Source organism: Patescibacteria group bacterium (assembly GCA_040387855.1).
GTDB lineage: Bacteria > Patescibacteriota > Minisyncoccia > Phycocordibacterales > JAKAEA01 > JAZKCY01.
On sequence record JAZKCY010000001.1, the window covers coordinates 46,607 to 67,796 of the forward strand.

Annotated in this window: 17 protein-coding genes; 4 read left to right on the forward strand and 13 right to left on the reverse strand. The window is 38.4% G+C overall.

From position 1 onward, the window contains the following. Entirely contained in the window at positions 1 to 2,514 is a 2,514-nt protein-coding gene (locus V4519_00295; GenBank protein ID MES2436432.1) for a penicillin-binding protein, read from the forward strand. A 53-nt stretch (positions 2,515 to 2,567) separates the two neighbouring features. Here V4519_00295 and V4519_00300 read toward each other — a convergent pair whose 3' ends face one another. The 3 genes from V4519_00300 to dnaA form a co-directional block, all read right to left on the reverse strand. Further along, positions 2,568 to 2,825 (reverse strand): hypothetical protein, encoded by a 258-nt coding sequence (locus V4519_00300; protein ID MES2436433.1) that lies wholly within the window; start codon positions 2,823 to 2,825, stop codon positions 2,568 to 2,570. 52 nt (positions 2,826 to 2,877) lie between these two features. Continuing rightward, a complete protein-coding gene (gene dnaN / locus V4519_00305; GenBank protein MES2436434.1) occupies positions 2,878 to 3,975 on the reverse strand; it encodes a DNA polymerase III subunit beta in 1,098 nt (365 codons plus the stop codon). A 273-nt stretch (positions 3,976 to 4,248) separates the two neighbouring features. Further along, a complete protein-coding gene (gene dnaA, locus V4519_00310; protein MES2436435.1) occupies positions 4,249 to 5,625 on the reverse strand; it encodes a chromosomal replication initiator protein DnaA in 1,377 nt (458 codons plus the stop codon). A 128-nt stretch (positions 5,626 to 5,753) separates the two neighbouring features. Here dnaA and rpmH point away from each other — a divergent pair, with 128 nt between their 5' ends. From rpmH to V4519_00325, 3 genes are read left to right on the forward strand one after another with little or no spacing between them, the layout of a single operon-like run. After that, the gene (rpmH, locus tag V4519_00315; protein MES2436436.1) at positions 5,754 to 5,888 is read left to right on the forward strand and encodes a 50S ribosomal protein L34; all 135 of its coding nucleotides are present in this window, start codon (positions 5,754 to 5,756) and stop codon (positions 5,886 to 5,888) included. A gap of 9 nt (positions 5,889 to 5,897) precedes the next feature. Further along, positions 5,898 to 6,239, forward strand: a complete 342-nt coding sequence (rnpA, locus tag V4519_00320) for a ribonuclease P protein component (protein ID MES2436437.1) — start codon at positions 5,898 to 5,900, stop codon at positions 6,237 to 6,239. 35 nt (positions 6,240 to 6,274) lie between these two features. After that, positions 6,275 to 6,991 carry a YidC/Oxa1 family membrane protein insertase gene (locus tag V4519_00325; GenBank protein MES2436438.1) on the forward strand — a complete coding sequence of 239 codons (717 nt, stop codon included), beginning with the start codon at positions 6,275 to 6,277 and terminating at the stop codon, positions 6,989 to 6,991. Between the two features lie 8 nt (positions 6,992 to 6,999). Here the strand turns inward: V4519_00325 and V4519_00330 are convergent, their stop codons facing one another. Genes V4519_00330 through V4519_00375 form a run of 10 tightly spaced genes read right to left on the reverse strand, consistent with a single transcriptional unit; the run spans position 7,000 to position 21,186 of the window. After that, positions 7,000 to 8,220, reverse strand: coding sequence for a hypothetical protein (locus V4519_00330; GenBank protein MES2436439.1), 1,221 nt, complete (start codon positions 8,218 to 8,220; stop codon positions 7,000 to 7,002). 12 nt (positions 8,221 to 8,232) lie between these two features. Then, positions 8,233 to 10,278: a pilin gene (locus tag V4519_00335; protein MES2436440.1), complete on the reverse strand. Its 2,046-nt coding sequence runs from the start codon at positions 10,276 to 10,278 to the stop codon at positions 8,233 to 8,235. Beyond that, positions 10,259 to 11,251 carry a hypothetical protein gene (locus tag V4519_00340; GenBank protein MES2436441.1) on the reverse strand — a complete coding sequence of 331 codons (993 nt, stop codon included), beginning with the start codon at positions 11,249 to 11,251 and terminating at the stop codon, positions 10,259 to 10,261. The genes V4519_00335 and V4519_00340 overlap by 20 nt, the downstream gene beginning before the upstream one ends. 28 nt (positions 11,252 to 11,279) lie before the next feature. Next, entirely contained in the window at positions 11,280 to 12,413 is a 1,134-nt protein-coding gene (locus V4519_00345) for a hypothetical protein (protein ID MES2436442.1), read from the reverse strand. Between the two features lie 10 nt (positions 12,414 to 12,423). Continuing rightward, positions 12,424 to 14,229 (reverse strand): DUF87 domain-containing protein, encoded by a 1,806-nt coding sequence (locus V4519_00350; GenBank protein MES2436443.1) that lies wholly within the window; start codon positions 14,227 to 14,229, stop codon positions 12,424 to 12,426. A 13-nt stretch (positions 14,230 to 14,242) separates the two neighbouring features. Beyond that, the gene (locus V4519_00355) at positions 14,243 to 14,881 is read right to left on the reverse strand and encodes a hypothetical protein (GenBank protein MES2436444.1); all 639 of its coding nucleotides are present in this window, start codon (positions 14,879 to 14,881) and stop codon (positions 14,243 to 14,245) included. 49 nt (positions 14,882 to 14,930) lie between these two features. Then, positions 14,931 to 15,383 (reverse strand): PrgI family protein, encoded by a 453-nt coding sequence (locus tag V4519_00360; protein ID MES2436445.1) that lies wholly within the window; start codon positions 15,381 to 15,383, stop codon positions 14,931 to 14,933. 40 nt (positions 15,384 to 15,423) lie between these two features. Continuing rightward, positions 15,424 to 16,290, reverse strand: a complete 867-nt coding sequence (locus V4519_00365; protein MES2436446.1) for a hypothetical protein — start codon at positions 16,288 to 16,290, stop codon at positions 15,424 to 15,426. A 2-nt stretch (positions 16,291 to 16,292) separates the two neighbouring features. Continuing rightward, positions 16,293 to 19,268: a hypothetical protein gene (locus V4519_00370; protein ID MES2436447.1), complete on the reverse strand. Its 2,976-nt coding sequence runs from the start codon at positions 19,266 to 19,268 to the stop codon at positions 16,293 to 16,295. A gap of 1 nt (position 19,269) precedes the next feature. Further along, positions 19,270 to 21,186 carry an immunoglobulin-like domain-containing protein gene (locus V4519_00375; protein MES2436448.1) on the reverse strand — a complete coding sequence of 639 codons (1,917 nt, stop codon included), beginning with the start codon at positions 21,184 to 21,186 and terminating at the stop codon, positions 19,270 to 19,272. Between the last annotated feature and the right edge of the window lie 4 nt (positions 21,187 to 21,190).

Genomic DNA, 21,190 nt, shown 5'->3' on the forward strand with positions numbered 1-21,190 from the left:
ATGAAAAAAAGAGTAACGGGTTGGTTATTGAGGAGAGATAGCTGGAAACAGCTTATTTTGCTTGCTGTAATAGTATTATTATTCATAAGTGGTGGTATTTTCTTGTGGGTCGCAACGCTTAAGATCCCCGATTTAGAGTCTTTTCAAGATAAAATCCTCTCTGGGTCAACTCGTCTCTATGACAAAACTGGTGAAATAGTTTTGTATGACCTCAATAAAGATGTACGCCAGCAAGTTGTTCCGTATGAAAACATCTCTCCTTACATTAAAAATGCAACTATAGCTATTGAAGATAGTGAATTTTATGTTCACAAAGGTGTTCGACCAATGGCATTTCTTCGAGCAGTTATTGTGAACCTTCAATCTGGAGAGTTCAAACAAGGAGGATCAACTATTACACAGCAGGTTATTAAGAACGCTCTCCTTACCTCAGACAAACGAATCTCTCGTAAAATAAAAGAATGGGTTCTTGCTCTTAAGCTTGAGCGTATCATGACAAAAGATCAAATCTTGAATTTGTATCTTAATGGCTCACCATACGGAGGAAATGCCTACGGTGTAGAAGAAGCAAGTAAGCGTTTCTTTAACAAATCAGCTAAAGATCTTACGCTTGCTGAATCAGCATATCTTGCAGCAATTCCTCAAGCTCCAAGCACCTATTCTCCTTTTGGAAAACATGTTGATAAACTAGAAACTCGAAAAAATGTTGTTCTTCAACGAATGAAAGAACTCAACTTCATTTCTGAAGCCGAGTATGAAACTGCTCGAGCAGAAAAAGTAACCTTTACTAAGCAAGATATAAATAGCATCAAAGCACCTCACTTCTCGATGTTTATTAAAGAATATCTCATAGAGAAATATGGTGAAGATGTAGTAAATACTGGTGGTCTTAAGGTAATTACAACGCTTGATTATAAGCTCCAAGAAAAAGCTGAAGCTATAGTTAAAGAGAATGCATTAAAAAATACTAAAAATTTTAATGCAACAAATGCAGGAATGATTGCTATTGATCCTGCAACAGGACAACTGCTTGTCATGGTAGGTTCACGTGATTACTTCGACAAAGAAATTGATGGTAACTTCAACATTACAACGGCACACCGACAGCCAGGTTCTTCATTTAAGCCATTTGCCTACGTAACAGCATTTACTAAAGGATATACGCCTGAAACAGTACTCTTTGATGTACCTACGCAGTTTTCAACAAATTGTGATGCATATGGAAACCCAACATCTCCTGGAATTCAAAAAGATAGTTGTTACATGCCAAATAACTATGACTTAAACTTTAGAGGTCCAATGAGTCTAAGAAACGCCTTAGCACAATCAATCAACATCCCAGCGATTAAAACTCTGTATCTAGCAGGAATGAAAGATACTCTTCAAACAGCTCGAGATTTGGGAATCACAAGTTTAAGTAATGTAAATCAATATGGACTTACACTTGTGCTTGGAGGTGGCGAAGCTTCCCCACTCGAGATGACAGGCGCATACGGTGTGTTTGCCAACAACGGAATGAGAAATCCAACTACTGGAATTCTTAAAATCACCGATCGAGAAGGAAAAGTATTAGAAGAATTTAAGGCAGATCCAAAACAAGTAGTTCCAGAGCAATCAGTACTCTTACTCAATGATGTATTGAGTGATAATGTGGCTCGACTTCCATTGAACGGCCCAGGCTCTGCAACTGACTTTGGTTCTCGCCAAGTAGCTCTCAAAACTGGTACAACAAACGATACTCGTGATACATGGATCATTGGATATACACCTCAAATTGCAGTAGGAGCTTGGGCTGGAAACAATGACAACTCTGTAATGATTCGAAAAACTTCAGGACTTATCATTGCTCCAATGTGGCGACAATTTATGAATGAGGCTTTGAAAGATCTTCCTGAAGTTGCCTTCAAAGAACCAGAACCTATTGATCCAAATCTCAAACCAATCCTTCGAGGATCATGGCAAGGAGGTCAGACATATACTGTTGATCGAACAACTGGACTACCGGCAACTGATGCAACACCTCCAGAAAATCGTGAAGAGAGATCAAGCGGAGGTGAGGTTCACACGATTCTTCACTACGTAGATAAAAATAATCCTACAGGTAATCCACCAGCAAACCCTGCAAGTGATTCACAGTATTATCTATGGGAAACTCCGGTACGAAACTGGGCAGAAAAAAATGGTGCTGCTTCCCCTAATCCACAACAAAATCAACAGCAGCCTCAAAATGGTGCTCCCCTTGTGATAATTACAAGTCCAACTGCCAACGCAAGCTTCAATAAATCCGACCGAATGAATGCAGCTATTTCAACTCAAAGCCAAACTCCTCTCAAGCGAGCAGAGTTCTACATTAACGGAACGTATGTTGGAGTAAAAAACAGTGCACCATTCAACTTAGATATTGATCTGAGCCTCAGTCCTGCTTCACAAGGAAGCAATAATCAACTTAAGGTTGTTGTCTTCGATCAAAACGAAGTAAAAAATGAAACAACTTTACAGTTCAGTATAAAATAAATCTTGAGTTTCAAAATAAAAACACCCTTGATCAAAAGTCAGGGTGTTTTTATTTATCGAATATCTCGAGGACAGTTCTCCCCCATGGTACGCTCTAGATCCTTCAAAATGGATCGCTTACGCATGTAGAGTTCATTGCGGATACTTGGAGAGGCAGTGATGTATAAAATACTTTCCTTGAGGTTTATATCGCCTTCTTCTAACTGAATACGTGAGACATTATGTATTGAAGCGAGAATTGGTTTTTTAACAAGTGCCGGTGATTGAACAAGCTTAGCAAACTTTTCCAAAAGATGCTGGAGATTATTCATGGTATCTCTAGTATACCTCATGTATATTCCCTTCAACATAGATGTGTGTGGATTATTTGTTAATCGGCATGACGAGATATAAGAAAGAACGTTCGTTAACGCCTCTTATTACAAGTGGTCTGTTTAAACCGTTAAATTCCAAGGCAACTGAATCTGAATCTACAGACTGGAAGCAATCTACTACGTATTTGTAATTATAGTTTATCTCAAGATCGTCACCTTCACATACAGCTTCTAGTGCCGTGCTGTTTTCTCCAACATCAGCATTTCTCGTACTCAACATAAACTTCTTTTCTGAAGGAAGAATCTTAAAATTGAGTTTATTAAACTTATCAGAGAAAAGAGTAGCTATTTTTAAAGCTTTAATAAGATCTTGTTTTAATACAGTACAGACTGTTTTATATTCTTTTGGAATAATTTGTCGATAATCTGGAAATACACCATCTACAACTCGTGATGTTAAATACGTACCATCAAACTTAAATGAAATTTGGTTTTTTGTAAGAGCAACTTCAACATCTCCATGACATGCATCAAGAATTCTAATAATGTCATTGATACTTTTAACCGGAATTAGAAGCTGACCAATATCCTGAGCATTTTTCATTTTTACTTTCTTTTCCGCCAAACGGAAAGAATCGGTAGCAACGAACACTACCTGATCATCGTCAGAGTAGATATACACGCTTGAGAGCTCCGGTTTCATGCTCGAGGTAGCAGATGCATAGCTTACAGATTTGATGCCCTTCACGAGGTCGCGAGCGGCCAATAACAGTTTCTTATCCCCTTCGAGCATAGGAATAGTAGGAAAGTCATCATGGTTAAGAGATTTAATAACAGTAGTGTTTGAATCAGTAGTTACTTTTACATTTCCTTCTATCACTTCAAGAGTAATAAGGTTACTTGAGATATTTGATAGAAAATTTGAAATGATTGATCCAGGAATAGCTACTTTACCTTCTGTATAGACTTTTACAGGAATAGTGATTTCAATTCCAAGATCCATATTTGTAGATCGAATAATAAGATCATGTTTTGTTGCTTCAAAGAGAATACAACTTAAAACCGGTAGGGTTAAATTTTTCCCTGTGATCTTATCTGCTTTGCTTATCGCATCAACCAATTTCTCTCGTGCTGCTTCGATCTTCATATATATTAATTATCTTTAATTAAAAGATTTATTACTACTATTAACCCTGTGGATACTGTGTATAACTCTGGGGATAGCTGTGGGTAACGGTTTTTCTTCATTTGCATATCCCCTCACTTGTGGATATGCACTGTGGATTCCGGATAAGTTATCCACCTGTTATTTTTTATCACCAATTCATCCTCATCTAGTTCACACGCTCTACACAATTTATATCCACTTTGTCCCCAGGTTTATCCACAGTTTTGTCCCCAGCTATTTCCCATGTGTTTTTTAGAACATTGATCTAATCTGCTTCAATTCCTGAGCTAAGATATGATTTGTCTTTAGCTCATTTTTAATCTTTTCACATGAGTGAATAACTGTTGTATGGTCTCTTCCGCCCAACTTTTGGCCTATTGATGGATATGAAACATCAAATTCTTCTCGAAGAACATACATTATGAGCTGACGAGGCCGAACTACTTCTTTTCGGCGTGTTTTCTCATAAATGCTCGCTTCCTCTATATTATAGAAGTCAGCAATGGTTTTAATTACATCCTTAACAGATACCGCTTTTTTGGGTTTAGCGTTATTTTTAATGATATTTTTAACCTCATTTACATTAAGTTCCCTTCCCCGAAGCTGAGACTGCATAAGTACAGAATTTAAGGCACCTTCAAGCTCTCGAATGTTTCCATCTATAGTGGAAGCCAAATATTCGATAATATCAGGAGAAAGATCGACATTTTGAAGCTTTGCTTTTGCACGTAAAATTGCAGCACGTGATTCTTGATCTGGATGAGGTACATCAATAATCATTCCCGCTCCGAAGCGTGATTTTAAGCGCTCTTCTAGGTTTGGAATATAGTTTGGGTGCTTATCTGATGAGAAAATAATCTGCTTATTATCATCGTATAAGTTGTTAAATAAGTGGAATAATTCTTCTTGAGACTTTTCTTTGTTAGAGAAAAACTGAATATCATCCATGATAAGTACATCATATTTACGATATTTTTCTTTAAAGTTATTTATTTTGTTATTTTGAAGTGAATTTATGTAATCAAGTGAAAATTTTTCCGATGTTACATAGAAAATCTTCTTAGATGTAGCCGTTTTTAAGTAATTTCCTATTGCTTGAATAAGATGAGTCTTTCCTCGACCTGTATCTCCATATATAAAGAGTGGATTATACGTAATTCCAGGTTTCTTTATTACTGCCTGACTTGCAGCATAAGCAAGTTCATTAAATGGCCCTACTACGAATGATTCAAAGGTATAGCGAGGATTTAGATTATCATCTTTATTAATATAGAAATCATTGAGTGGGAGCTCAGAAGTAGGGTTTGTTGGGAGGGTGTTTCTTTGAGATTGCTGAATTTCTTGTCTCTTTGGTTCATCTTTTGAAACTACATATTCTAAACCTCGAATATCAGCATTGTTTCGAAGGCATTTCAAGATAAATTTATGAAATTTATTATAGAGCCAATCTTTTACAAACACATTAGGAACGCTTAGATACACCATTCCATCATCAACTCTAGATATGTGTGTATCTTTAAACCACATATTGAAGTTAGCCTTAGAAACTTCAATTTCAATTTCAGCAAGTGCACTTTCCCATAATCTCTTGGTGTCCATAATATGTTTTAGGAAAATTAGTGTGGACATAGTATATACCTCCAAGAATTTTTCGAGAACTTGTGCACAGTCTATAAGTATGTTGATAACTTGTGGATAAGTGAAAAACCCTTGATAACCATTTACAATTTCACACTTTTATTCTATACTCCCCTATTATGTCTCAAACATACCAACCTAAACGAAGTAAACGAGCAAAGACCCATGGGTTTCTCGTTCGCTCAGCATCACGAACTGGCCGAAATACTATCAAGCGACGACGAGCAAAAGGACGTCATAAATTGACCGTATAAACATATTTTATGCTTCCTCGAAACCGTAGGGTTTCAAAAAGCCTTTTCAATGAGGCAATGAAAGGTGGAAAAACCTTTCATTCACCTCATTTTCTACTCCGACTCAGTTCTGGAATGCCACAAGAACTGAGTCGTTGTGCTATAACGATATCTAAAAAAGTAGATACAAGAGCTACTGAACGTAATAGATTACGTAGAAAACTGTCTTCATATATAGAAGAGATCCTAGCTACCCTACCGTCTGGTTATATTGTCCTTATTTCCGTTAAAAAGGGGCTTACACGCTCTACTGTTGAAGAATGTGGTGCAGAGCTCGTTCAGTTGGTACATAGAGCTACAGGTAAGATTTAGGAGCTCTTTTTATTTACATTTGATACAATCAACTCATGTTTAAAACACTTTTCTATATACCTATATACAATGCATTAGTTTTTATTATTGATATTCTCCCAGGGCACAGTGCTGGTTGGGCTGTGGTTCTGCTTACTATACTAATCCGTTTTGTTCTCTATCCTCTTGCGAAAAAATCAATCAAAACTCAGATTTTGATGAAACGCATAGAGCCTGAAGCAAAGCGAATTCGAGAAAATGTTGCAGATAAGCAAGATCAAGCTCGACAGCTTATGAAGCTCTATAAAGATAATGATATTAATCCATTTGCTGGATTATTCCTCCTTATTCTCCAGTTCCCTATTCTCATTGGTCTCTATAATGTGTTTCGAAGTGGTTTACCAAAAATTGATGTAAGTATTTTGTACTCATTTGTTCAAGAACCTACAATAGTTGTGATGACGTTCTTAGGAACTGATCTACTTCAGCGAAGTTTTATTCTCGCCCTTATAGCTGTTATTACTCAGTTTATTCAAATTAATCTTGCTCTCCCAAAACAGCCTCCAACTGCTCCTAACCCAAACAAAAAGCCATCATTTCAAGATGACTTTGCTAAGAGTATGAATACTCAAATGCGGTATATATTTCCTTTGATTATCTTCCCTATAGCCTATATTTCATCGGTAATCTCACTCTATTTCATAACTAGTAACATCTTTATGTCTATTCAAGAGGTATACATTCGTCGACGTCTAGAAAAAGGGATTAAATAACTAGATTACTAAACTTGAGGTTCATTTAGTGTACTTTGTGGAGTAATTCTTAGACTCCATAGTGAGAAATCTTTCTTGTTACCAAAGATAAAGAAGTTCCCATCAGGACTTATTGTGGGATTAATAACATCGATTGATTGTTTATAGGTTGCTACCAATGAGCCTACGAGTTCTGGTGCTGTTCCGGGTATTATTTTATAAATAGCATCATTTGATGATGTGAATCCTAAATACCATACATCAGGATATGCTCCATCAAAGAGAGATTCGGGTACTGCACAATAAAGTGTATCTGTTTGTACTGTTGACCATGTACATTTATCTGTAAGCGTATTTACACCAGTATTAATTACCGTAGCATCTTTAAGAGACAGAATATTTAACGTGTTGTTACTATCTGAATATGCTAAATGAGTCGCTGTAGGATTCACAAGAACGGTTAATCCTCTAATATCACCTAAGACCTTTTTAAATTCTTGTGTTTTTGGGTTTAAAAAGTACGCGAACCCATCATCGGTGGCTGAAGCATTGGTCGCCAACATAATAGTATTTGCTTCTGGCCAAGATACTATCCATTCGCTCACTGATGAGTCAAATATCTTTTTTGGGTTAGAACCGTCATATGCTGCAACTATCCCATCGGCTCCATCAGCAGTTTTTTGTATATAAAATATCTCTTTACCTGAAGGTGAGTACGCAACAGATCGAATATTTATTGGATACGAAGTAAACTGCGCTGTAGATGTGGCTGATGTAGAAAAGACATATCCTGATGTGTAAATGTCAGCATGTGCTTCATCAACATAACGTAACAATACATTCTTTCCTTGAGGATCCATTTGAGATTCATACACAGTAGGGACGGTTGTATTAACAACTTTTCTAAGCTCCCCTGTTCCAGGATATACATCACTAATATGTCCTGTTCCTCGCTCTGTATATCGTATGATGGTCGTGCTTGCAATGCTTACTGCTGCTCCACCTGCCACTGGTGCAGATGATACTTTCACAAGAATACTTGCTAAAAATGGATTTTGATTTGGTGTGGATGTTGTTGACTGATTTGGTGGAAGACTTGCAACTGGTCTGTCTCCTGAAATTGGAAAATCTGTCGTAATAACATCCGTAGAATCATTTTGATTTGATGAACGGAAAAATAAAAAATATGTAGCAATCCCAACTGCAAGTATAAAGAATATGATTCCTCCAATAAATAGTTTTTTTAACATGTTCGCACTTTATTATATCGCAGGTTTACCAAATCCTTCACGAACACGGTTGATAACTTGCTTGGCTGTGTAGTTTGGTCTCCAGTTATTAATATCATTTTTCATTGCTTCTTGTATAAGTGAGAGATAACCATCATTAGCATATTCAGGATGTGGATAGGTCACGCCAGTTATAGGAGAACTAACTGTTAATACATTACGAGCATCAACAATTCCTGTTGGGAATGAGTTTTGGGTAACAATAATATTACTTGAAGATTCCTTCCCTGTTCCACCGGGAGTAATACTTCCTTCTACCAATAGTGCTTTTGACCAGTTAAAGACGATATTATCTTTCAATGTTAAGTCATGAATTCCTACTGCAAGATGTGCATAATCCCCCACTCCACTTTCCAATTGTATTGCAGGAAAATTTGATCCAGTTCGGTTGTTTGCAATAATATTTCCTGAAGCCACAGTATTACCCCCTGGTTTAATATTTCCAAAAATAATACCAAACCCTCGCGGTTCACTGCCAATATTCTTAGCACCCACCATTACGTTGTTTGTAATTCGTCCTACTACACCATTTGGATGTCCTGTTCCACTACCGTTAACGAGCCCAAATGATAAGTGGATTGCATTGTCATAAAAGAGGTTGTTTTCTACCACCCCACCTGCTCGTGCCTGAAGACCATGGCTTGATGCAAAAGCAAAGATGTTATTTCTGACCGTTACATTCCAATTGAGTGCATGAATATATGCATTGTGATTTCTTGTGGTTTCCCCTCCTCCATCGAGACGTCGTCCATTACTAAAAAACACATTATCTTCTAATAGAATTCCATCAGTCTGATCTATATATAAACCTGAAGAGTCTCCGCCTGTTTTTGAATGACTATTTGTAATAACTGAGCGTCTCAATTTGAAGTTTCGGTTTTTATTATTGATTACAGAACCATCATTAGTTGTCATATTCAAGGTGATTCCCATTCGGAACCCTTCGATATAGGCATCCTCAATTGTTACATCGTGAACTCCCTGACATCCTTCCATCGCAATTCCTTGATTGTTTGAAGTAGTTGTATGAAGATGAATACTTTGGATGAGGATATTACCAGTATTTGAGCAAATTCGAATTCCAGTTCCTTGTCCAGGAATTGAAATCTTTGGACGTGGTCCTGAACCATACGCCAACACCTTAACACCGTTTCTTCCGGTAAGATCAAATCCGGATGTCCATGTATCTCCTCGTTTGAGGTAGATAAAATCAGGGTTCTTTGTAAGAGCTTTGTTTATGCTTGAAATTGGGGCTGCCTCGGTTCCGGGATTACTGTCATTACCCGATGTGCTAACATATACTTTTTTACTTGTTGGTGATGGTGTGACTTGGGTAAAATTGTTTGAGTATGCTGGTTCTGGTTGTACTGGTGGAGGTGTGTATGATGGACCTGGTTGTGTTCCACCTGGAATTGTTCCCCCTCCTCCTGTATTAGGGTTATAAACACCTGTGCTCCCTCCTGGAAGGCCCAACGGTCCACCACTGCTATCGCCAGGTACGTAGATTCCTGCATCTTCAGGATTATATTTAGGTAGTTCATATGATGCGGGTGTTCGTGGATTCAACTTTGGTCGAGGTACTCCTGGAACCTGTCTTCCTACACTTTCAGCGCCCTTTGAAACTGTATCTGGGTTAAGAGAAGAAGGGTTGAGTGTATAGATTATGAGCCAAGATCCAATTACGAGAATCAATCCCCACAAGGTTCTTTTAATTATATCTTTACCTTCTCTTTTACCTGTAATAGCATCACTCGACATATAGAGAATTCCACCATATACAAGCATAAATACAGCAATAACTCCTGATATGCTCACGAGAATTCTGTACATCGAATTTGCATAGACACTCAATCCATTTTCAGCAGGTAACGTTGCTCCAGTTTCTGTAGGAAGTGGTGCTAGGAATTGATATGCTTCTCCTACTTCCCCAGCTGCAAATACATGAGCGATTGGAAAAAGTAGTGCACACACTACTCCTATAACTACAATCTTAAAACTATTATTGAGTAGGTGTTTCATAATTAATTAAAATGTTTTGTGATTCTGATTGCAAAATGTTTGGAATACTACTTACCTCTACTCCCACCTGGGTTTTTCCTGAAGTAGTTCCATTCGGACGACGTAGTAGGAGTGTGCTTTCTGAGGTATTCAAATCTGTACCATTGATACTCCACACAAAAGAAAGTGTAGGTGTTCCTCCTCTAAAGTCTGTAGAGAAGTTGTAAGGTACGGCACGAAGGCTTATTTCTTCTTGCTCAAGACTACCCTGTGTACTTAGTGCTCTGTTGTAGAGGGTCCCATAAAGCGGACTCTGTGCATAAAATATTACTGATGGTTGTACGGGTGTAAGATTTAAAGACTGTGTTGCAATTTGTGATCCGTCAGATGTGGATACAGATACAGAAATATTTATGTTTTTGATTACTATGTCGCCTGTTACTGTAATAGTGTCTTTCCCATAGCCAGAGGCATCATTTATGAGTTTTCCATCATACTGCCATCGATAAACAAGTTTTTTTCGATCAACTGGTTTATTGCCTACTCGAATATCTGGAATTGCAGTTACTACTACATTGCCTTGATATGGAAACTGAGCTTTCCCTTTAAAAAAAGGTGGAGTATATGAATCTGCTTGCCAAATAAGATCTACCGTTGATGGTTGGATGATGAAACTTGCATCAGCATTTCCTGCCACAACAGTAACTATTGTCTTAGAATTAGCAGATTGACCTTCTAATGTAAAATAGCGCTCCCCTATTCCTTCAAGTTTTTTTACGCCATTAACTTCCCAGGTAATTAATGTTGTATTGAGATCAAATGAAAATGATTCTGCGGTAAATGTTACTGATTGACCGGGCTTTGGAGTTTGTGGACTAGCTCGAAGTGTAATTGATTCACTAAATGAAGGTGGTGTCTGTGCTAAACCAACATGAGCAAAACTCATGCTAAAAATAGAAACAATAATTAAGGTACTTAAACCCTTCTTAAACATATAAATAAGTATACACTAGTGTCCGCTGTTACGCTGCTCTTTTATTCCCCAATGCTGGCATAGGTCGAGATGTCTGTGGTCGAATTTGCATTGGTTTACCCTGTTGTTGAGGTTGTCGAATATTTTGGAGTGGTTGTTGACGCATCATGGGACGCTCAGACGACTGAGAAGATCGTGACCCACTATTTCCATCATAATAAGAAGTATTTTCTCGCTGCCGTTCAACTGCATAATCATCTTCTTCATCTTGCATGCCTTGAAGTTGCTGATTATATTCAATAGCCATCTGCCGTTTTTGCTCATTTTTAGCATGCATAGCAGCTGCTTCTGCTTTCATTTTTATCATTTTATTCCTTGTACGTGTAGCAATGAAGGTTGTCATTATCGTACCTACAATAGTCCAAGGAATCCAACTAATAAATGGCAGCCAGCTCAATATTGAACATATAATATATACACCAAAGATTTTTGGCATCAATATTAATTTCCCAAACTTTTTTAAAAGTACGGCAACCCACAGAATAGAATACATAATACCTGTAAGGGTACCCATAAGTGGTAGAAGTCCGATTGCCCAGAAAATAACTGAGCAAACTGCCAATCGAGCAGTAATCGACATGTTTTTCATGAAGCCTTTGGGAGTAAAATGGATGTGTTTAGCCATTTTCTTAGCAGCACCGCGCACTCGTGATCCAGCACTCTTTATGTTTTTTCCAGCATTTTCGGCAGATGCACTGAGTTTTTTTGTGGCTTTTGCTGTTTCTTCTGCTAATTTTCCTCCAGCCTCCAGTCCTTTTCCTGCAAATTGTGCACCGATTGAGGCTCCTTTACCCAATGCTCCTACAGCAATCATAGGCACACCCACGACAGCACCTACTGCAGTAGCACTAGCAGCTTTACCTGCATTCATGAGTGCATCACTGCCTGCTCCAGTGGCTTTTGCTGCTGCTTGTACACCTTTACCAACGTTTTTCACTCCCTTTCCTGCAATCTCTCCTGCTTGGCTTGCATGTTTTGCAGTTGCAGCTGAATGTTGCACCATTGAACCAACACGTTCAACGTTTCTGCCTGCATGATCTACACGTTGAGACATGTGATGAGCTTCCCGTTGGCGTGGGCTTTTTTCAAACTCAGATGGTTCTGATCGTTTTATTCCATCCATAGACTAATGTTTAATTTCCCAATTCTTCTTTTGCTTTTCGAATAGCGAGGATTTGAGATGGATCTGAGGTAATGATTTGATCTTCTGTATATGAAGCAATAATTTTGACAGCTACGTGTTTTACACCGGCAAAGAAGATCCCTTCCCCTACTCCTGATTCTAAAAGAAGATATTTTTCTTCATCTGTAAGATTGAACGTTGCCTGAAGCTTATCAATAGATGTTGGAGACTGCTTCAAAAGCATTTGGATAGATGAGTTGGTAATAATTGGCATACCGTAAGGAGATTTTAGGAAGTCATCTACGTCTTGAGTAATTGTCGCGAGTCCAAGATAATATTTTCGTCCTCGTTTTGCTAAAGAAAGCAAGAATGAAGCCGTATCTTCTGATTTCATCATCCACCAAGCCTCGTCGATAACAAGCAATCGCTTTTTAATATCACGTCGAATTGCATTCCAAATGTAGTGAGTCACAATATACATTGCGATTGGTTTCAATTCGTCTTCCATGTCTCGCACTGAGAACACTATGAACTTTTTGTTCATATCTACGTTTGTAGGACGGTTGATAAATCCTGACCATGTTCCTTTTGTGTATTTGGTCATTCGTTGAGCCAGTGACTCCCCTCCTTCCATACCTGCAAGCACCAATTCGAAGTCTGAAAGTAGAGGTGGTTCTATATTTGAGAAATCTGATTCAGGTGTAATATCTTTAAGAGCATATGTTTCGGTAATTGCTCGATCAATAATTGCATCTTCTTCAGGTGAAAGACCTCCAAGCATGATTCGGAAGAGTCCTACGAGGTTAATGATATTTGATCGCAATACTGATGAAGATGATTCATCTTCATGGATAGGTGGAAGATCAAATGGATTGATATGGTGCTCTGAGTTTAAAGAAATATTGAAATAGCGGCCTCCAGTAGCTTCTGCAAGGTATTCATATTCTCGCTCTGGGTCAATTACAATCACATCAGCATCAAACATTAATGTACGCACAATTTCGAGCTTTGTAGCGTATGATTTACCAGATCCAGACTTAGCAAATGTGATTGAGTTGTAGTTTTCAAGAGAAAAACGATCAAACAACACAAGACTAGAATTATGACGGTTAATTCCATAGAGTATTCCCTTATCTGAAGTAAGATCGAATGATACGAATGGGAAAATACTTGAAAGTGGTGTTGAGTTAATTTTAGAATTTACGGCAAGACCATCGTTTCCAAGTGGGAGCATACTTTTAAAGCCTTGTTCTTGTTGAAACAGAGCAGGTTTAATGTATACAAGCTTTGATTCAAGAATAGATTTAATTTCTGACTCTATCTTATCGAGTTCTGCATCAGATTCACCATAAATAGACAAATAAAGGCCAACATCAAAGAGTTTCTCTTGTGCTTGTTGAAGATTGTCTCGAAGGTTTTCAAGATCCTGATATGCAGTATCAAGCATAGGGTCACGTACTAGGCCCTTCTCTTCTCGAATAGAAATCTGACTTTGAATTTCTGCTACCTTCTTTTGAAAGTGTCGGAGGATTGTAGCTGTCTCAATTGGGTGAATAAAAATAGAAATATCAAAAATCCGATCGAGATTAATGATTGGAGAGAACCAGTTTTCAGAAAGAAATCGTGGATATGAAATAACAAAAAATGTTCGAACTATCTTGTCCCCTAAGTTTAGGGATCGAGGTGAAATTTTTAATGCAGAAGGAGCAATAATATCTTTAAGTTCTAATGCAGATGCTTCGTAAATTTGCTGAGGTAACGCAGAACTAATATCAGCCTGTGAATCTTTTTTATTAAATAAGTTAAATAGTCCCATTCTCGTTAATATGCTAGTTTATTTTGATTGGCTTTTCTGTGTCTCCAGGATTGAATAACTTATAGAAAAGCTCTACTACCTCTTCTGTTCCGAGCTGCACGACTCTAATCCCGCATCGCACAAGTCCCTGCTCTACAACTGATACACGCTCTTCGAGCTGTGCTCTATTTTCTTCATATATTTCATCATCCCGGCGCTTTACTTCTGCGGCTCCCTTACTTCGCTTGAAAAAGCTTAATGGACTAGCCCCCTGACTAATAGAAGGGCTATAAGGAACAACAATAAAGAAACTCTTAGTCATAATATTTGTAGTTTCAGTAAAGTTCTTTATGAAGTTTATATATTCTTGGGTCTGAATTTTCAAAAGATCAATAACCTGTTCTTTAAGGCGGTTCTCAAGAAGGGCTAGATATGGCCGGATATCAAGCTTTCGTGATTGTACAAAGATCTGAATAGAAAAATCTAATGAGTTTAAAAAGTCCTGGAACTGATAGAGAGTGGCATTTTGCTCTTCTTCAGATTTCAACGCAAAGTTTACTGAAGATGCTAAAACAATAGCTCGCATAGATCCATCTTTAAGGATTGCATATCCATCACGTATTTCTTTAATGGGAACAAATTCTTGAGTTGCCTTGCCAGGTTGTGAAGCCATGATTACATTGTACCATGATCATGAACTACTCTCGTATATAAAATGTGAATTACTTTTGGAGTGGACTCTTACTTCCCTCTTTTGTAACGGGATTTAAGGCTTCTTTTGTATCGAGACTCCAGCTTAAATCTTTTAGTTTACTATCTGAAAGCTTTGGAATAAATGCAGATGTTGGATCTGAATCTACAGCTGCATCTTTTTTAGCTGCCATTATTTGGCGTTGTTCATGTCTCCAGATATAGAGTTTGGGATTTACTAAATAATTAAATGCTGATTCTAATACTACAATGAGAGGCTTGTTGTTAATTCTATAGAATGCAAACATTCCTGAAATTGCGCAGATTGGAAGTATAACTACGAGTGCTAGTAAGAAGCTTGGTATAAAAAGATAGGCAATAACAGACATCCCTGCCCCTCCGGCAAGATAAATAAACTGTTTGAGGGTGAGTGGCCCAAAGATCTTATCTTCAACTTCTATAAATTGAGGAATTTGAAACCGCATAGTTGTTCTATGCGGTTCATTATATCATATTTAATTTTTATTATGCTGTGGGTGGTTCTCTGTAGGGATCAGATCCATCTCTAGGTTTATTCTTCGCGCCCAAGTTCATTTCTTCTGTTGGAACTCGTGATGTTCCTTGGAGTTTTGATTGAAATATACTTGTAGGTGTAGGACCTGTTGGGATATTTTGTGGTGGCTCAGGATTAATTCGTTGTATTGGAACTTGAACTGGTGTTGATACTGGTTTTACAGGTTCAATATGTGGAGTTGGGATTGGCGCCGGTCCTGACATAAAGTGATCTCTCAATAAGTGGTCTGAAGGAGTGGATGGAAATACGGGTGGAGGTGTTGGAACGCCTGTATTTATAGTGATTTTAGGATATGTTGTGCTAGGACTTGAGTGTGCTGTATCAGTTGAAGGTCTGTTTTTGGGCATTAATGGCACTGGGCCATCAGTCTTATATCCCCCAACGGTTGGTGAGTCTGGAAAGTTAAGAGTGATTTTTGGTCGAGGTGCAGTTTGTTGTGTAGAAGATGGTGAAACAGCACCTGTACTTAGTGGATTCACTGCTTGTGCAGTATCCCCTATTTCTCCCATAGCCTCAGCCATGAGCATAAATACTGGTTCTAAAAGTATTGCATCGATATCAATGAGAAGATCTTGCGCATCATCCTCATTAAGATTGTATCCATTTTGAATTTCAACAAGAAATTCTTGAACCGGCATGATTCCAACAAGAAGTGCAAATACTAGTTGATCAAAATCTCCTAACTTAATTGGGGGAATGTAGAAATCATCTGCAATACCGTAAATTTCTGATGTTACTTCTTCAGACATAATGAATTCCTGAAGTGATGGAGGAAGTTCATTAAATGCTGCATCTAGTTGTTCGGAGGTGTATTTCATAATTATAGCCAATTTTCCTTACCTTTACCTGTGAGTTGTTTGTGGATGTCTCTCATTCGTTTGAGCTCTACCTCTGCAGTCTTTCGTGCCTTGAGTAATGCCTTTGAAGCATCATCTGTACCAGTAACCCCAGTACCTGCTGCAACAGCTGCTTCAAGCTGAGCTCGTTCACGAGAAGGTGTACCCGCACTACTGTCACTATATTTATCAGCAGTCTTTTTAAGGTGTTGACCAATTTCAAGTATTTGTTCTGGAGTGAGTTTTCCTGACTTACGTGCAGCTTCAGCTTGTTCATACGTAAGAAGGGTCGCGACTTTTTCTTGTGTGAGAGTTCCTGCTTTCAATCCCTTGATCATGTTTGGATTAGCCTTAGCATCAGTAATGATTTTCTTGATTTCTTCTTCAGATTTATTATCTGCAACTGCATCATCAAGTGCATCCTGAAGATCTGCGAGCTTGTCTTCATCTGATTTCTTGGTGTTTCTCATTTGATCCATATGTTTCTGAGCTACTCTACTGTAGCCAGCCATACCTCCACCACCTCGAGCTACCGTGATTGCTCCACGTGCAACACCAGCAGTAGCTCCTACTCCCGCTCCAAGTGCTGCACCTGCACCACCACCACCTGCTATTTGTCCTGCTACAGCACCTGTTGCAGTATAGTTAACAACACGAGCTATCTGTTGTTTCCAAGTCTTATTTCCAAGCTGTGCAGCATATGTATTTCGTTTTTCCTCAATATTTCGAACAGCTCGTCGTTGGAGTTTCTTAAGATTGTCTTCTTCTGTTTTAATTGCTTTGCTTGCTTTCTCAACTTGTTCAGGTGTTGCCCCGGCAGCAATCGCCTTTCTTTCAACGTCCTTAAGATCCTTAATTGCTTTTTGTGATGCCTCAATATTATTCCAATCATCACCACCAATCATTCCTTTGGATCCAAAGCGTGCTCGTATTGCTGCACCCACACGAGTTGCACCACCTCGATCTCTTCGAGCCTCTATCTTTCGATCTTGTTCTTCTGCTCTACCAGCATAACCTCCCTTGTTGCCTCCCTTTCCTAGCACTTTGCTCATACCACCAACATTTCGGAGATCGTATTCTGAAGATGCTCGCTTTTGAAGAAGTTCCAAACGCTGCTTTGCTCGTGAATCCCCTGCTTTTGCAGCAAGTTCAAGCGTTGATTTTTCTTTACCTAATCTATATTGAGCATATCTACCTACAGTATTTCTACCTGCAGATGCTCCCAATCCAGCGGTAGCCATACCTGCAGCTCCTCGTGCACCCCGCGCTGCTCCCCGAGCTCCGTTTATTGTACCTTGTCCCATGCGTCGAACTGCATTTGATGAAATACCTTGTACCTTATTAAATGCTGCTCCTGTCATTCCTCCAGCACCAGATGCAACTGATGTTGCTAAAACTGCTGCTGCATTTATAAGACCAATAAGTAATACGAAATTAAAGATTTGTGATGCTTCGTTTGTTTCACCTGTTTTTGGTGAAAATCCGCTTGCAAGTGTTCCTGCAATTTGTGTTGATCCAGAACTGGTATTTACATCAGTTTTGCCTTTAATTTTAAGTTGCTCAGCTAAAATGAATACTAATAGAATGAGAATCATGTACAGTGGTGCGAATACCAACTGAGACATAAGAGTACTCCACCACTTCTTTGCCCAACCATTTGTTGCAGGAAGAATATAACCGAAATATCCTATAGGAGAAAGGATAAGAAGGAAAAGTAATACAATAAATCGAATGAGTAAGAGTGCTGAAATATAGAGAAATGTTAACCCTACGGCAACGAGAAATACAGATCCACCAATTCCTAAAATAAGAATTGAGTTCCATCCTCCAGTCAAAAGATTAGCATGGCCGTTTTTGGGATCATACAGAGATGTAATGTTTAAGTACCCTGCCATTTTATTAGAAATATTTCCAATAGTATCTGCATTTCCTGTCCCCTCAGTACTTTTTGCAAATTCTTTGTGGAACTGTGTCGTGAGAATATTCGATCCGTCGATGAGAACTTTTGTAAAAAACAGACTGAAGTTGATAAGAATTCCAAAGATAATCAGATTACGAAGTACTCGTTTTGTATCAATATTGCTAAATCCTAAAATAGTGTTAACTGCTATATATATGAGTATATATATGAGCGTCATATTGCAGAGATCTCGAATAAGTGCCCAGCCATAATTAATACCACTCAAAGTCTGAACCTTGTCAGCCATTGTGGTGATCGTAAATTGAATTGTGTAGTTTAAAGCAAGACCTGTAATACCTACAAACCATGCTGCTGCTGAAATTGCAGTGAATGCCATCCAGGCTGCGACATATTTAAGACAGGCTTCAAGATTTACTGGAGTTGTACTCAATTCGATTCTACATGCTGCTTCAGCAAGGGCCATACCCTGTCCAGCTTTATCAAATTTTGCACCCGATTCATCAGTTGGATCTATCATCTTGGCCATCTGATTTCTATCGTTGGTACCATTCGCAAGTGCAGAATTAACCCAATTAATGTTAGTAGCCATTTGAGCAGGATCTTGGGTGATCTTGAAATCCTGCATGTCATTCATATAATTGGTAAGTGCCTGCATATGAGGTCTCATTCTCTCTGCAAGATCTTTATTTCCAGACGTAATAGCATTATTGTATTGCTTTGCTGAGGTTACATAAAGATTGTGAACTTTGTCATATTGAGTTAAAAACTGCATACACATATCATTGGGAGGATTTGTACAGTGTGGTCGTACTTCATATCCATGGGCAAATCTACCACCTTGATTTCCTCCTTTTTGTTCCCCTTCAATTAATGCTCCGGGTATTAGAACTCGTGCACCTCCAATAGTGTCTTGATAACCAGGTACTTTATTTCCTATACGGAAGTCATAGAAAATGTCAGCTTGTGCACTATTTGCTCCAGCAACAAAGAGTGTAATTGCTAGTACGAATATATTAATGAGTAGAAATAATTTCTTCATGCTATTGAATAACCTGCACTTGTCGAACTATCTTTGAACTTGAACCATTCACATCGGTAACACTATATGTAATGTTGTGAACTCCTGGCAGACTTGTATTTATTGTACCTGTTCCTTCTACGGTAATATTTGCAGAAATATCTACACCATTATTATCTACTGCAGTTGCACCTGGATCAATAAATTGCTGACCAACATTAATAGTTGTGTATGAAACTCGTCCCTGACTATCTGCTTTTAATGTAATCTTTGGCTTTGCATACTGATATGCTTCAATCTCACCTATATATAATGGACCTCTTCCAATTCCTTGTACACGCACAACTCGTCCTTTCACGGCAGGAACAAAGAAGATGTTTGCCTGACCAATAAAGTCATGTTTGATTGCTTCTGAACTATGAACTATTTTTCCATCTTTATCGAGAATATCCACACGGAATGAGATTTCTTGATCGTTGAGTGGTGGATTTGAATTTCGTTGGTAAATTATGATTTTTCCAAACGTATAGTCTTTAGTAAGACGGACTTCCAAATATGGATCGTCTACAGCTGCTGTTCGAGCTCCGTCATATGACGCACCATCTTCTTCATCAAGAAAACCAGAATCACTTTCATCAGTTTTATCCCCGTCTATCAATTTATCGTAATCAACCCTTGTTCTTCCCGCCCCATCTTTCACATGGCCAGTTCCTTTTACGGCAACGTTTTCTTCAGGATTTATATTTTCATCTTCCTCTACTGTTGAGCCATTTTGATTTTCAGCGTTTTCTCGGGCTGCATCAGCAGCTCCGTTTCCAAGATCTGTAAAACCCTTTAAGTAATCATCTCGAAGATTATCAAACGGTCGAGTTGTTCCCCCATTTCCTGTATTACCATGTCCGGTTGAACCAAGAAGACCGTGTGCTCCGGCTATTGTTCGAGTAAAGATTTGGTTTGCCAATGCATAATAAAGTTTTTCAAAACTATCAACAAATCCTAGTTGATCTTTTTCTATTCCCAATGCCTGATTGAGAGATTCACCAATAGTACTTCCTGGAGTTTTGATTTCACAATTGTCACCTTCATCTGTTTTAAATACTCGAGCTGGTTTTTTACCAGGTTGAGTTGGTGGGTTTTTTGACCCCCCGTATTCTGTATACGTAGTATTATCTTTTCGCTTACATTCTGTCCATGATAGAAAGCCTCCTCCCCAATTGAGTTTCATTTCTTCTAATAAATTTTTGTCACCAATTCGAACAGCAAGTTCTGATTGGGCACTAAGATATGCCCCCTGATAGGTGTTCTTAGGCTTTTGAGTCATTTCAAACCATCCTGCCCATCCACCCTCATCAAAATCTTGATAAAATTTATCTACATTTTGAACAACCTGCGTCAACGTACATTGGGCTTGTTCAGCATATTGATTTTGGTAGGAATAGTTGAGAGCAAGAGCTATTTTTATATCTATTTGAAAAGGTTTACACATGAAGCCTAAGGGACTTCCTAAAATAAACTCACCTGCCACTTGGTCTGCTGCATCAATAAAAAGTTGTTGTGGATCAGTTACAAATGATGGACTTCCGTTGAAGCCACTATTGATCCATGTTACGAGAGAATCAGTAACCTTAGCGATAACCATCTTAACAACAGGTTGCAGCAAACTGTCTAAAATGCAATCTTTAAAAAAGCCGGCATAAACTGAGCCATCCTTTACTGCAGCACTAATTGCTTCTAATTTTGCTACAGGCACTCCATATGCTTTTGTTGCTGCAGATTCACCTTTTGACCATCCTAGTGCTACTACGAAATATCCTCCACATTCTGCCCAGCCGGCTTTTGCTTCCTTTGGTTTATCAACAATAAAACTTATAGATGCAACAATAGCTACTATAAGAAGTAGGGTTGTTGATTTTTTAAGTATCGTTAATAAATTTTTCATATAG